A 15138-nucleotide genomic window follows, 5' to 3' on the forward strand; every position below is an offset into this window, starting at 1 on the left:
ATATTCTAGATACAAATTTCAAACATTTTCCATGTTTGAAATCCACTGGAATTGACAAAGGATATTGCTAATCTTGAATAATGATTTCTTTTGGGTCTTGCTTATTAAACTCTGGCTGAATGGTCACGTGATTTATTTTAAAATCATCGTGCAACAATATTTCAATGTCATCTAAAATAGCATCAAATTCCGATATCGTTATATCCTCTGTAAAATCTAAATGCGCTTCCAAATGAAATTCATCATCATTCAATCCCCAAATATGAACATGGTGCAGTTTATTAACCTTAGGAATGTTATTAACCGCTTCAACAACATCCTCTATATTGATGTGTTCTGGAGTAAAAAGCATCAATACTCTTGTAGATGTTTTAAGTAAGCTAAATCCAACCCAAATTAAATAGATAGCAATTAAAAAAGTAAGGACACTATCTACCCAATATACTTGATAAAATTTCATTAATAAACCACCAATTAAAACCGCAACACTTGCCAACATATCCGTAAATAAGTGCTCATAAGCAGACTTAATATTGATGTTGTTTTTTGAATCAGCTCTTAAAAGTAAGACGCTGGCGCCATTAGCTATAATGGCTATAAGCGATAACCATATAACCAATCCAGATTCAATTTCATGAGGGTCTTGAAAACGTTTAATAGCTTCAATTATTAATAATACAGCCACAATAACCAATGTAGAAGCATTAACAAAAGCGGCTAAAATCTCTGCGCGTTTGTACCCAAAGGTTTTGTCTGTAGAAGCTTTTTTCTTAGCTAATTTAGAAGCAACATAACTAACTATTAGTGATAAAACATCACTAAAATTATGAAGCGCATCACTCAACAACGCCAAACTCCCAGATAACACGCCACCTATAATTTGTGCTACCGTAATGACTATATTTAATAGTATAGAAATAAAAAGATTTTTATCCTTTTTACTTTTATGGGAGTGGGTATGCGTATGTAAGTGGCCCATTTAGCAAGATAAAGGTATTTTATCTATTCGTGTTTGATGACGACCTCCTTCAAATTCTGTATTTAAAAATGTTTCAACCATTTCTACTGCTTGTTGAATCGCTGTAAAACGAGCAGGAATACACAATACATTGGCGTTGTTATGGCCACGTACCAATTGAACAACTTCCTTGTTCCAAGCCAAACCAGCACGAATTTTTTGATGCTTATTAGCTGTTATAGCAACGCCATTGGCACTTCCACAAATTAAAATGCCGTAGGTTGACTTATTATTTTCAACATCCTCTGCTACAGGATGAACAAAATCGGCATAATCTACACTATTACTAGCATCTGTTCCATGATTAATAACAGTATATCCTTTAGCTTCTAAATAGTCTTTTATTGCGAATTTATAATCCGTTCCTGCGTGATCATTTCCTATTGAAATAGTCATTTCTATAATATTAAAATTTAACAGTATAAAGGTACGAAATAAGGATTATACATTCTTATTTAGTCTTTAAAATGATTATTACACTAAATAAGAATAGTAACAACTGTGTATTATATACTCATTACTTGTTAATAAGTGTTTATAGTTTTCTAAAACTATAATATTGTTTATTCAATTATTTTTCTAATCAAAAACGGGTATATAATTTCCTAAAATTTAACTTACTTTTTTTAGACATTTTATAAGCTTATAAAAAGTACTATATAAACAGTTTTTATAAAAAAGTTATGAGTTAAAACTCATAAAATAGAGTTGTTAACAACTGTTCATATAAAACTAAAAATCATTAAAAATGAACCTTTTAAAACAATTTACTATGTTAATTAACTATCAATAGAATGTAAAATAATTGTAATCAAAATAAAATTTAAAAAAGTTATACTACATATTAACAAACTATAATAATCACCATTTAATTTTAAAATTTTAAAAAAGTTTTTATTGTTATAATATATAATGTGGATAAGTAGATTTTAACTATTCGTAACATTAAAAAAATATCATTTAAAAATTAAAATGTAACTTTGTAAAAATAAATAGCAAATCTTCTCCTTAAATACAGCTATTTTGTAACATAATTTCCAGTATCTTAGGGATATTATATATAGATTAAAAAATTAAATGACAAGAAAGAAAAAAGGAAAATCCAATAAAGGGATTGCTAACCTAGCAAATACGATTTTAAGTATTTTAAAAAAAGACAAAAATCAATCATACAATTATAAACAAATTGCTGCTAAACTTGATGTAAATGATGCCAGTAGCAGAAATCAAATTATAAAAAAACTTCACGAATTACTCGCAAAAAAAGAGATTGAAGAAGTAGAGCGAGGCAAATACAAAGCTGTTTTTACTGCAGAATACCATACAGGAAAATTAGATTTATCTGGTAAAGGAACAGGGTATATTATTTCTGATGATTTTGATGAAGATGTATTTATTGCATCAAATAACATCAATAAAGCATTGCATGGTGATGAAGTAGAATTCTATGTTTACAAACGTCGTAAACAAGGACGTATGGAAGGTGAAATCACCCAAGTGCTTAAACGTGAAAAAAGTGAGTATGTGGGTGTGATTCAGCTTCATACTAATTATGCATTTGTGATTGCAGATAGTAATAAAATGTATAAAGATATTTTTATTCCTATCAATAAAACCTTTAAAGCTGAAGATGGTGATAAAGTATTGGTAAAATTAGAAGATTGGCCAGAGAATGCCGATTCTCCTTATGGAAAAGTGATTCAAGTACTTGGTAAACCAGGAGATCACAATACTGAAATACATTCTATTCTTGCTGAATATGGTTTGCCTTATGAATTTCCACACGAAGTAGAAGATTTTGCAAATAAGATTGATACATCTATAAAACCAGAAGATATTGCAAACAGAAGGGATATGCGCCAAGATTTAACCTTTACTATAGATCCAAAAGATGCAAAAGATTTTGATGATGCTTTGTCTTTTAAAGTATTGGAAAATGGTTTGTATGAAATAGGAATTCATATTGCCGATGTATCTCATTATGTACAAGAAGGTACTATTTTAGATGAAGAAGCATATCAACGTGGTACATCTATTTATTTAGTGGATAGAGTAGTACCTATGTTACCGGAAATTTTATCTAATAATGCCTGTTCATTACGACCACACGAAGAAAAACTAACTTTTTCTGCAGTGTTTCAAATGAATGATAAAACGGAAATAAAAAACGAATGGTTTGGAAGAACAGTTACTTATAGTGACGCACGTTTTGCTTATGAAGAAGCTCAAGCTGTTATAGAATCTAAATCAAATGTAATTCCTCAGGAAGTATCATTAACAGGGAAATCTTATGAGACTTCACCAGAAATTGCTGAAGCTATTTTAAAAATGGATGCATTAGCAAAAATTATGCGACAAAAGCGTATGAGTGCTGGTGCTATTTCTTTTGATAAAGTGGAAGTAAAATTTGATTTAGATGAACATGCTAACCCTGTTGGTGTATTTTTTAAAACCAGTAAAGATGCTAATAAACTTATTGAAGAGTTTATGTTATTGGCTAATAAAAAAGTATCGGAATTTGTTGGTAAACAGTCTGTTAAAAAAACGTTTGTATATCGTATACATGATGAACCAGATGAAAGTAAACTAGCTAATTTACAAAGTATTGTTTCTAAATTTGGATATAAACTTAATTTTAAAGATAAAAAAACCACTACTGCATCTCTTAATTATTTGTTACAGGATGTCGTTGGAAAAAAAGAACAAAATTTAGTGGATACACTTACCATTAGAAGTATGAGTAAAGCTGAATATTCAACGCAAAATATAGGGCATTATGGATTAGCGTTTGAGTATTATAGTCATTTTACATCACCCATTCGCCGGTATCCAGATGTGATGGCACACCGCTTATTACAACATTATTTAGATGGGGGAAAATCCGTTAATGAAGCTGTTTACGAAGAAAAATGTAATCATTCCAGTAGTATGGAAAACCTTGCCACGAAAGCAGAGCGGGATTCCATTAAGTATATGCAGATTAAATTCATGCAAGATCATAAGGATGAAAACTTTATAGGTGTTATTTCAGGTGTAACCGATTGGGGTATTTACGTAGAAATTATAGCTAATAAATGCGAAGGCATGGTAAGTGTACGTGACATGAAAGATGACCAATATGCTTTTGACCAACAACAATATGCTATGGTGGGTAGAAATACAAAAACAATGTATCAACTTGGTGATGAAGTTGTTGTAAAAGTTAAAAATGCCGATTTGGTTAAAAAACACCTCGATTTTATTTTAATAGGAAAGAATAATGAACAGGCGTAACATCTCATTTAATTGTTATACTAATAATTAAAAAATTTAATTATGATTTTAACGACAACAAATTCCGTAGAAGGTTTTAGAATTATTGAATATAAAGGCATTGTTTCTGGCGTAGCAGTAAATGTTCAGAAAATGAAAATGACTTTTAAAATGCAGAAATATTATTCGGCATTGGGAGAAAGTATTTCTGAAATTAAAGAACAGGCACTTCAACAGTTAAAAGAGAATGCTGAAAAACTAAATGCCAATGCTGTTATTGGTATAAAAGTTGATATTGAGTTAACAATGTATGTTACAGTGTCTGTAACAGGCACTGCTGTTACTACAGCTTTTAAAAAGGACTAATAATTGATAACTTACGTTTAATATCAAACTAATAAAAAACACATGAAACGCTTATTTACTATTTTCACTATTTTAATAACTTCAACCGTTATAGCACAAAATCCCATAGAAAAAAACATTGGTGATTTTAAAGAACTTAAAGTGTACGATTTAATAGAAGTAGAATTAATTAAATCGGACGCCAACAAAATTGTTATTACAGGAGAAAACACCGAAAGTGTTTTGGTGAACAATAAAAATGGTACTCTTAAAATAAAAATGGATATATCAAAAATTTTTGATGGTAGTACTACTAAAGTTAAACTATACTACACTACAATTGATGTTATTGATGCTAATGAAGGATCTGAAATTCATTCCAAAGATGAGATCAAACAGTTTGAAATAGATTTAAAAGCGCAAGAAGGCGCTAGTATAGAAGTTCCTGTAGATGTTAATTATGTAAACATAAAAGCGGTTACAGGAGGTATTATAAAAGTTACAGGAGTCACAAAAAAAGAAAATGTATCGTTGTTAACAGGAGGCATTTTTCATGGAGGAGAACTTAAATCTGAACACTCTGATGTATCTATTAATGCAGCTGGAGAAGCTTACGTTAATGTATCTAAAGTATTAGATATTAAAATTAGGGCAGGTGGCGATGTCTTTGTTTATGGAAAACCCGAAACAATCAACGAAAGTAGGGTATTGGGAGGTAGAGTAAAACACATGGAATGATTTTTATAATAATTTACAGAATATGAACCCATGACATTTTTCATGGGTTTTTTGTTTTTAATCCTTTTAGCATCTGCAATACATTAATCCCTTATTTTTATTAAATTAGTGACATAACAAATTTTGTTTTGAGGCCAACTAAACCAATTTTCTATCTTTTTATTTTTTTCTCTTGTTTCTTTTTAGAATCTCAAGAACACCCTCCCATTCAAGTTTATACCCCGGCAGATTATAAAGCTGAAAATCAAAATTGGTCAATATCGCAATCTAAAGAAAAATATATTTATGCAGCCAATAATAAAGGTCTATTAGAATTTAATGGAGCAAAGTGGATGCTCTACACCTCTTTAAATCAAAGCACTGTACGATCGGTAGAGGTAATAGATAATACCATTTATACCGGAAGTTATAGAGAATTTGGTTATTGGAATAGAAATAATTATGGAAAACTGGACTATACTTCACTTTCAAAAAACCTAAATATTTCCTTTTTAGATGATGAAGAAATATGGAAAATCATTTCTATAGATGATTTTATTCTATTTCAATCTTTAAGCAGGATCTATGTTTTCAATAAAAAAGATCAAAACTATTCTATCATTGAGACCAATTCCACTATATATAAAATGTTTAAGGTCAATGAAAGCATTTATTTTCAAAGTGTTAAAGATGGTGTGTATGAAATTGTAAACGGAAAATCTAAATTAATTTCAAATAATCGCATTTTAAACGAAAACTTAATTGTTAATATTTTTTATCATAATGGTCATATTTTATTTCAAACCGAGGATAATGGTTTTTATCTAATAGAAAACAACGGATTTAAAAAATGGGATATTTCTGCAAATAATGTATTGTCTAAAATCAGAATTTATAGTAGCATACAATTAAAGGATAAAAGCTTTTTACTAGGAAGTATTTCAAATGGCATCATTCATTTAACACCGCAAGGAGATATTAACTATCAAATAGACCAGACTAATGGATTAAGCAATAATACGGTACTTTCTGTTTTTGAAGATATTGAAAATAATATATGGTTAGGGCTTGAGAACGGTATAAATTGTATAAATATAAAATCACCATTTAGGATTTATGAAGATCAGCAAGGAAATGTTGGTTCTGTAAACGCCTCCATCAATTTTAATGGCTATTTATATCTCGGAACCAATCAAGGGTTGTTTTATAAGCCAATGGATTCTAATACTGATGAATTTAGACTTATCGAAGGCACACAAGGCGCGGTTTGGTGTTTAACAACTATAGAAAACACGCTTTTTTGTGGTCATAATTCTGGAACTTTTATAGTAGAAGGTCAAGAGGCCAAGTTGGCAATAGACACTCAAGGAACATGGGGGATAAAGAAAATTGATGGCAAAGATGATTTATTATTACAAGGCAATTATAATGGTTTAAATATTATTGAAAAAGTTAATGGAAAATGGCAGCTAAAAAATAGAATTAATGGATTTGATATTTCCAGCAGGTATTTTGAAATGACCAATAAAACAGAAGTTATTGTAAGTCATGAATACAAAGGTGTTTTTAGAATAAAGTTAGAGGACGATTTAAAGAAAGCAATAACGGTGGTTCAAGACACATCTGTTTCAAAAGGGGCTAAATCAAGCCTTATAAAATATCAAGGAATTATATTATATGCTTACGATGAAGGCGTTTTTAAATACGATACAACAGAGCAAAGATTCATTAAAGACACTATTTATAGTAAATTGTTTAATAAAGAGGATTTCACTTCAGGAAAACTGGTTGTAGATGCTGAATCTGATAAATTATGGAGTTTTTCGAATTATAATGTTAGTTATGTATCTCCCAGAAAGTTAAGCAATATTCCTAATATTAATGAAATCTCATTGCCAAGTAGTTTAAGAAACGATGTTTCTGGCTATGAAAACATAACGAATGTAAAGGATAATTTATATCTCTACGGGACCTCTCATGGTTATATATTAATAGACTTAGACAAAATGGTTAGTAAACCATTTGAGGTTAATATCACCTCTATTTCCATAAGCACTTATAAGCATGGCTATAAATTCAATTTAATAGATAAATCTTTAACAGGTGATTTTAAAAGCAATGAAAATAATATTGAATTTGAATTTAGTACACCCGAGTTTGAAAAATATAACATACCAGAATACCAATTTAAATTAAACGGTATTTATGAAGAATGGAGTCAATGGTCAACTAATTCAAATGCCTTATTTGAAAATTTACCCTATGGGAATTATACTTTTTATGTTAAATCTCGCTTAGGAAATCAAATTTCTGAAAACACAGAACGCTATGAATTCACTATAGAGAGGCCTTGGTATATTTCCAACCTAGCCATAGTGGGGTACATACTATTTATATTGCTTTTCTCTTTGTTGATGCATAATATTTATAAGCAATATTATAAAAGGCAAAGGGAAAAATTACTTCACAAAACACAGCGAGAATTAGAATTAAAAGAGCTTGAAAATAAAGAGCAATTAATGCGATTTAATAACGATAAGTTAAGACAAGACATTGAAAATAAAAATCGGGAATTGGATAATTCTACCATGAGCCTAATCAAAAAAAATGAATTTTTAAACACTATTAAAAAAGAGTTACAAAAGACGAGAGACGATAAAAATTTAAAACAGGTTATTAGAATCATTGATAAAAATTTGAATAATACTGACGATTGGCATGCCTTTGAAGAGGCTTTTAATAACGCTGACAAAGATTTCCTTAAAAAAATAAAAACGCATCACCCTTCTTTAACATCCAACGACTTGCGTCTATGTGCCTACTTGAGGCTAAATTTATCTTCTAAAGAAATAGCGCCCCTACTGAACATATCTGCGAGAAGTGTTGAGGTTAAGCGATATAGGCTGCGAAAAAAGATGAATTTAGAGCACGATGCAAGCTTAACAGATTATATTTTAAAAATTTAATAGCACAACAAGTGTGATTTTTACCTATACAAAACCACAACATTAACAAATTTCAGTTAGTTAAACCATTAAGTTTTGTAAATATATTATTCTTAAAAACCATCTGTTTTATTGGTGTTTTACTAAAAAAACAGATGGTTTTTTAATATGTATGTTTTTTGTTGCGGTTCAAAATTTAACAAATCAATCAATTCAACTTATTTTTATTACAAACTAAAACTAAAATATATGAGACACTATCTCTTTAAAATTCTAACCTTATTCTTAATTACATATTCTGGTGCCCAAAATGTAGATGTAAGTGGAGTAATTCAAGATGAAAGCGGTATTCCCATCCTTGGAGTAAATGTTGTAGTTAAAAATACAACAATAGGTGTGGTTTCCGATTTTGATGGCAATTTTACATTATCTGATGTAAAAATTGGTTCAACACTAACATTCAGTTATATAGGTTATTTAACGTACGAGGTGATTATTACTGATAACTCAAGGTTAACCATAACACTTCAAGAAGATATCGCAAAACTTGATGAAATTGTGGTCATTGGGTATGGAACACAAACTAAAAAAGAAATTACTGGAGCCGTTAGCGTTATCTCCAGCGAAAGTATTGAAGCCTTAAAACCAACACGAATTGAACAAGCTTTACAAGGACAAGTTGCAGGGGTTAATATTACTTCCCAATCAGGTACACCAGGTGGTGGCGCAACAATAAGTATTAGAGGTGTATCGACTAATGGAGACAGTAGGCCTTTAATTTTAGTAGATGGGAATGTTATTGAAGATTTAAGTGTTTTAAACCCTAGCGACATTGAGAGCATAAACATTCTTAAAGATGCCACGGCAGGTATTTATGGTGTTAGGGCCGCAAATGGTGTGATACTTATAAAAACCAAAACGGGTCGTAAAGAAATGCCATTAACAGTAGAATATAATGCTTATGGAGGTTTTCAAGAAACCACCCGAAAAATACCTGTTTTAAATGCAACTGAATATGCAGCCATAGTTAACGAAGCCTATGCTGCTGGTGGTAACACACCACCTTTTGCAAATTTATCTGGATTAGGTGTTGGTACAGATTGGCAAGATTTGGTATTTGAATCAGCACCAATTCAAAACCATAATATCATGTTTAAAGGTGGGGGTAAAAAATCTTATTACTCTTATAGTGGTTCTTTTTTAACACAAGATGGTATAGTAGGTGGCAACAAATCCAACTTCACACGTTTTACAAATAATGTGAGTTACAACTTAGACTTTTTAGAGAATTTTAAATTCACCTCTGGTCTCACGTTAATGAGAACCAATAAAAGAAATCTTCCAGAAAATTCTAATTCCTCAGTGCTTTTCAATGCTATTAATATGGCGCCAACGTTTTCGGTTTATGATGAAGAGGGCGCTTATACCTTGGCTGAAGGCTTAGGCGGAGAAGTCATCAATCCACTAGCTCAAATTGATGATACTTTTGATAGATCAAAAGTGGTGAGGCTAAGTGGAAATGCAGGATTATCGTATAATTTTTTAGATCATTTTACCGTACAATCTAACATTCAGTTTAACTATTCCGAAGTGAGGTCAAAAGTGTTCAATCCTATTGCCAATTTTGGTAGTGGAAAAAACAGTAATGTTGCTAGAAGTAGTGTTTTTGAAGGTTTAAATTATTTTAGGGATTACACCTTTGACGCCTTCATTAATTATGAAAATAAATTTAATGATGTACATAATGTCAATGTCCTTTTAGGAACATCAGTTTTTAAAACTACTGGCGAATTTACAGGAGCTACAGGATTTGACATTATAAATAATAATGTGGCATATGCCAATTTAGAACAAGCGCAGGACATTGAAAATATCAACAGATTTACAGGTAGAAATGCCACGTTCGATTCGAGATTATTATCATATTTTGCTAGGGCTCAATACGACTATAAAGGAAAGTATTTAGTATCTGCAGTTATTAGACGAGATGGTTCAACCAAGTTTGGACCAGAAAATAGGTTTGGTTTCTTTCCTTCAGGCTCTTTGGGTTGGGTAGTTTCAGACGAAGATTTCCTGAAAGACAACAGTTTTATTGATTTACTAAAAGTAAGAGCTTCTTATGGTATTTTAGGAAATGATAGAATTCCAGATTATAGATATATATCACTATTAAATGGAGAAGGCACTTATATTTTTGACAATCAAGAATTTATAGGCACTGCCAGCGGTGGTATTGCAAACCCAGAAATTAGATGGGAAAAACAAAAAACCCTTGATATTGGGTTAGATATGCGTTTTTTAAATAACAGGCTTGATATTACAGCCGATTACTTTAAAAAAAGAACAGAAGATTTATTGGTTATCCCAGAAGTATCGGGTTTATTGGGTACAGGTGGAGCTCCAGTAGTTAATGGTGGTACTGTTGAAAATACAGGTTTAGAATTCGCTATAGGCTATGCAGATAATTTCAATGACAATTTTAAATTTAGCATTAAATATAATGTCACTTACATTAAAAATGAAGTTTTATATGTAAACACCAATACAGGTTTTTTAACTGGAGGTGGTTTTGGTATCAGTCAACCAGCACCTTCTAGGATGGAAGCTGGGTTTCCAATAGGCTATTTTTACGGCTATAAAACCGATGGAATTTTTCAAAATCAAGCAGAAATAGATGCTTCGGCTGTTGGAGATATTTTGCCAGAGCCAGGAGATATTAAATATGTAGATCAAAACGGAGATGGTTTAATTAACGAAGATGATATGGGGAATATTGGTAATCCAATTCCTGATGCAACTATGGGTCTTAATATCTCGTTAGATTATAAGAATTTCGATTTCGCTGCTTATGCCTTTGCATCTGTTGGAAATGAAATTGTTAGAAATTACGAACGTGGTCAACAACTTACCAACAGAACAAATGCTTTTTTGGCACGTTGGACTGGAGAAGGAACAAGTAATTCGTTTCCTAGAGTTTCAAACGGCGCAACACCAAATACGTTATTTTCAGATTTTTATGTAGAAGATGGATCCTTTGTTCGTTTACAAAATGTACAATTGGGTTATACGTTTTCAGACGACGCGTTTAAAGATTCTAGAATTACCAATTTACGTCTTTATGTTTCAGCAAGCAATTTATTCACGCTTACCAAATATAAAGGTTTCGATCCTACTGCATCAAGCGGAGCGCCTCTTGGAGGCGGAATAGACCAAGGGTTTTATCCTAGTGCAAAAACCTTCTTATTAGGAATTAACTTAAAATTTTAATTAAGGATTATGAAAAATTTAAAAACTATAAATATCCTTGTTTCACTTGCTTTTTTAGCCGTGTTTTCATGTGCTGATGATTTTATAGATGTGCCTTCGCAAGATGAAAATTCAGAAGATTTTTTCAATTCAGAAGCCGATTATCAAGACGCATTAATTGCTGCATACGATTATTTACAAGCAACGGCACAACAATTTCAAGTTGGGGAAATAGCTTCCGATAATACACTTGCTGGTGGAGAAAGCGCTACAGATACTCCGGGTATTCAAGAAATTGACGATATGATTCACACACCAGTGAATGCACAACTAAGAAATATTTGGACATGGATGTACACTGGGGTTAATAGAACAAACTACATCATGGAGTTTAAAGATAAAACAGATTTCCCCAATAAAACAAGTGTACTTGCACAAACAAGATTTCTAAGAGCTTTTTATTATTTTGAATTGGTAAAATGGTTTGGTGATGTGCCCTTAGTGTTAGATAAACGCATTCAATATGGTGATCAATTTGATTTAGAAAGAACCCCTAAAGCACTTATTTATGCTCAAATAGAAGAAGATTTAATTTTTGCCGCAGCTAATTTACCGTATACACAAAGTCAAACAGGAAGAATAACAAAAGGAGCTGCCGAAGCATTATTAGGCAAAGCCTATTTATATCAAGACAAATTCGCTGAAGCGGCTGCCGTATTGGAAGAATTAATAAATAATGGGCCTCACGATCTTTTACCTTCCGCTACAGCACCACTAATGTGGGAGAACGAATATGAAAACAATATTGAATCTGTTTTCGAAATACAATATTCTGATGTTGATGGTGGGTCATACGATTGCTTTCAATGTTTGGAAGGTAATTATGCAGTAGGTTTTAATGGAGTAAGAGGCTATGTTGGACCAGTATTCGATTTTGGATATAGTTTTAATGTACCTACTCAAGATGTGGTTGATGCATTTGAAGAAGGGGATATTAGATTAGATTATTCCATTTTAGATATTGAAAAGTGGATAGAAGAAAATCCAACCGCTAGCTATGATGAAGGCGCTGGATATGAACAAACAGGCTATTATAATAGAAAATACATAGCGCGTTTAGGTGACGCCAACCGTCCAGATGCGGCACTTACAAATCCAAATAACACAAGGGTTATTCGCTATGCTGATGTATTGTTAATGGCAGCAGAAGCTTTAAATAGAGGCGCTATAAGCGACACTAGAGCACAAAATTATTTAAATGAAGTGCGAAACCGAGCGATGCTAGGAGATATCACAACGACTGGAACTAACCTGACCAATGATATTTATAAAGAACGCCGTGTAGAATTAGTAGGTGAGGGTCATCGTTTCTTCGACTTGGTTAGAACAGGGAGAGCGGCTGGAACAATTCCTGGTTTTCAAGCGGGCAAGCATGAACTTTTCCCTATTCCTATTCAAGAAATTGAATTATCAGGAGGTACTTGGAACCAAAATCCTGGATACGAAAACTAAAAAAATAAGATATGAAAACATTAAAATATATATGTAGCTTAATTGTCGTTTTAATCATCTTTTTCAATTGTACTCAAGACGATAATGATTTAAGTTTTATCGAAAATGTTGCGGCACCAACCAACGTTTCAGCATTGTTTCAAATTACACAAGATAATTCTGGCCTAGTAACTTTAACACCGAGCGCAGAAGGTGCTGTTTCATATAACATAACACTTGGTGATAATTCAGAAATAATGAACGTGAAACAAGGTTCTAGTGCACAACATGTATACGCAGAAGGTAGTTACATAGTTAAAATAGAAGCCATTGGTGTTACAGGACTAAAAAGCGAGGTCACCAAAGATATAGTGGTGTCTTTTAAAGCACCAGAAAATTTAGTGGTAACTATCGAAAATGATGCTGCGTTATCTAAACAGGTAAATGTATTGGCAACAGCAGATTTTGCGATGTCTTTTGAGGTATATTTTGGAGAAACTGGTAATGATGATCCTATTATGGGTAACATTGGTGAAGTCGTGAGCTATACATACCAAGAAGCAGGAACGTACACTATTAGAGTTGTAGCCATGGGTGGTGCTATAGAAACTACAGAATATACACAGGATTTTGAAGTGACTGCTATTTTACAGCCTATTACTAATCCGGCAGTACCACCACGACGTGATGCTTCGGAAGTTATTTCAATTTATAGTGATGCCTATACAAGCTTAACAGGTGTGAATTTTTATCCTAATTGGGGACAAGCAACCTCCTATACTGAAATCGATGTCGATGGAAATAACATCATTCAATATGGTAATTTAAATTATCAAGGTATTGATTTTGGCTCCAACGTAGATGCTTCTTCTATGGAGTATTTGCACATGGATGTTTGGACAGCCGATTTAGCGGCTCTTGAAATTTTCCCTATAAGCGCAACAACAGGAGAAAAATCTGTTACAAAAGCGCTTGTTGCCGATCAATGGGTGAGTATCGATATTCCTTTAAGCGATTTTACAGACCAAGGATTATCCATGGCAGATATTTTCCAATTTAAGTTTGTTGGCGCAGCATTACCTGGTGGCGGATCGGGAACTATATTTTTAGATAACATCTATTTTTATAAACCGTCTTCCATTCCAACAGCGCCAGTCGTTAGCGCACCATCACCAACAGCGCCACAAGCGAACGTGGTGTCTATTTTTAGTGACGCTTACACTAACGTAGGTTTGAGTGAATTAAATCCAGATTGGGGACAATCTACTACTTTAACAAGTGTCAATATTCAAGGGAATAACACATGGCTTTATGAAGCTTTAAATTATTCGGGCATAGTAACCGATTACGGTAACCCAACTGATTTAACTGGAATGACTTTTGTTCACTTTGATTACTTTACTCCAGATGCTACAACACTTGGTTTAAAACTAGTTAATACAACAAAAGGCGATGGCGATCCGCTTAAAGAAGATATAGAATTTGTATCCAATATTACCCTAGGAACTTGGGTTAGTGTAGATATTCCATTGTCTGCTTATACGACGGATATTTCAGCTATTACGCAATTGCTTTTCGAATCTTCTGGCGCAAAAGTATATATAGATAACTTGTATTTTTACACAAATGGTGATGGTACAGCGCCTACAGTGGCAGCACCGTCACCAACCCTCAACCAAAGTGGCGTTGTTTCCATATTTAGTGATGCTTATACCAATGTTGCTTTAAGTGAATTGAATCCTAATTGGGGGCAATCCACTACGTTAACTACCATTCAAATTGGGGCCAATAATGTTTGGTTATATGAAGCTTTAAACTACACAGGCATCGTAACCGATTATGGCAATCCAACCAATTTAGCGGGTTTCAAATATGTACATTTTGATTACTTCACACCAGATGCCACAACACTTGGTTTAAAATTAGTTAACACAACAAAAGGCGATGGCGATCCGCTTAAAGAAGATATAGAATATATACCTAGTGTGACCCGAGGAACTTGGGTAAGTGTAGATATTCCTTTAGTAAATTATACCACAGATGTTTCAGCAATTACGCAGTTAATCTTTGAATCTTCGGGAGCAAAAGTATATATCGATAATTTTTATTTCCATAATTAAAATT

9 protein-coding genes are annotated in these 15138 nt (G+C 32.4%); 7 read left to right on the forward strand and 2 right to left on the reverse strand.

The window, feature by feature from the left end; translation table 11 throughout:
• Window positions 1-67 precede the first annotated feature (67 nt).
• Window positions 68-979, reverse strand: a complete 912-nt coding sequence (locus tag CDH49_RS02170) for a cation diffusion facilitator family transporter (protein WP_100613660.1) — start codon at window positions 977-979, stop codon at window positions 68-70.
• The gene (gene rpiB / locus CDH49_RS02175; protein ID WP_100613661.1) at window positions 980-1414 is read right to left on the reverse strand and encodes a ribose 5-phosphate isomerase B; all 435 of its coding nucleotides are present in this window, start codon (window positions 1412-1414) and stop codon (window positions 980-982) included.
• A gap of 681 nt (window positions 1415-2095) precedes the next feature.
• Between rpiB and rnr the strand changes: the two genes are divergently transcribed.
• From rnr to CDH49_RS02210, 7 genes are all read left to right on the forward strand, one after another.
• On the forward strand, window positions 2096-4291 hold the full coding sequence (gene rnr / locus CDH49_RS02180; RefSeq protein WP_100613662.1) for a ribonuclease R: 2196 nt from the start codon (window positions 2096-2098) through the stop codon (window positions 4289-4291).
• 42 nt (window positions 4292-4333) lie between these two features.
• On the forward strand, window positions 4334-4636 hold the full coding sequence (locus CDH49_RS02185; protein WP_100613663.1) for a YbjQ family protein: 303 nt from the start codon (window positions 4334-4336) through the stop codon (window positions 4634-4636).
• Window positions 4637-4678: 42 nt separating this feature from the next.
• Window positions 4679-5353, forward strand: a complete 675-nt coding sequence (locus CDH49_RS02190; RefSeq protein ID WP_100613664.1) for a head GIN domain-containing protein — start codon at window positions 4679-4681, stop codon at window positions 5351-5353.
• 128 nt (window positions 5354-5481) lie between these two features.
• Window positions 5482-8298, forward strand: coding sequence for a triple tyrosine motif-containing protein (locus CDH49_RS02195; RefSeq protein WP_239970544.1), 2817 nt, complete (start codon window positions 5482-5484; stop codon window positions 8296-8298).
• A gap of 228 nt (window positions 8299-8526) precedes the next feature.
• On the forward strand, window positions 8527-11544 hold the full coding sequence (locus CDH49_RS02200) for a SusC/RagA family TonB-linked outer membrane protein (RefSeq protein WP_100613665.1): 3018 nt from the start codon (window positions 8527-8529) through the stop codon (window positions 11542-11544).
• A 9-nt stretch (window positions 11545-11553) separates the two neighbouring features.
• A complete protein-coding gene (locus CDH49_RS02205; RefSeq protein WP_100613666.1) occupies window positions 11554-13035 on the forward strand; it encodes a RagB/SusD family nutrient uptake outer membrane protein in 1482 nt (493 codons plus the stop codon).
• A gap of 11 nt (window positions 13036-13046) precedes the next feature.
• A complete protein-coding gene (locus CDH49_RS02210) occupies window positions 13047-15134 on the forward strand; it encodes a hypothetical protein (RefSeq protein WP_100613667.1) in 2088 nt (695 codons plus the stop codon).
• Window positions 15135-15138 lie beyond the last annotated feature (4 nt).

It is taken from the genome of Confluentibacter citreus (genome assembly GCF_002807055.1).
In the GTDB taxonomy this organism is placed as follows: domain Bacteria; phylum Bacteroidota; class Bacteroidia; order Flavobacteriales; family Flavobacteriaceae; genus Confluentibacter; species Confluentibacter citreus.

What these genes read in the sequence shown, in the direction of transcription:
- CDH49_RS02190 (WP_100613664.1), top strand. Translation starts at nt 4,679, where the DNA reads ATGAAACGCTTATTTACTATTTTCACTATTTTAATAACTTCAACCGTT.
- CDH49_RS02185 (WP_100613663.1), top strand. Translation starts at nt 4,334, where the DNA reads ATGATTTTAACGACAACAAATTCCGTAGAAGGTTTTAGAATTATTGAA.
- CDH49_RS02210 (WP_100613667.1), top strand. Translation starts at nt 13,047, where the DNA reads ATGAAAACATTAAAATATATATGTAGCTTAATTGTCGTTTTAATCATC.
- rpiB (WP_100613661.1), bottom strand. Translation starts at nt 1,414, where the DNA reads ATGACTATTTCAATAGGAAATGATCACGCAGGAACGGATTATAAATTC.
- rnr (WP_100613662.1), top strand. Translation starts at nt 2,096, where the DNA reads ATGACAAGAAAGAAAAAAGGAAAATCCAATAAAGGGATTGCTAACCTA.
- CDH49_RS02200 (WP_100613665.1), top strand. Translation starts at nt 8,527, where the DNA reads ATGAGACACTATCTCTTTAAAATTCTAACCTTATTCTTAATTACATAT.
- CDH49_RS02205 (WP_100613666.1), top strand. Translation starts at nt 11,554, where the DNA reads ATGAAAAATTTAAAAACTATAAATATCCTTGTTTCACTTGCTTTTTTA.
- CDH49_RS02170 (WP_100613660.1), bottom strand. Translation starts at nt 979, where the DNA reads ATGGGCCACTTACATACGCATACCCACTCCCATAAAAGTAAAAAGGAT.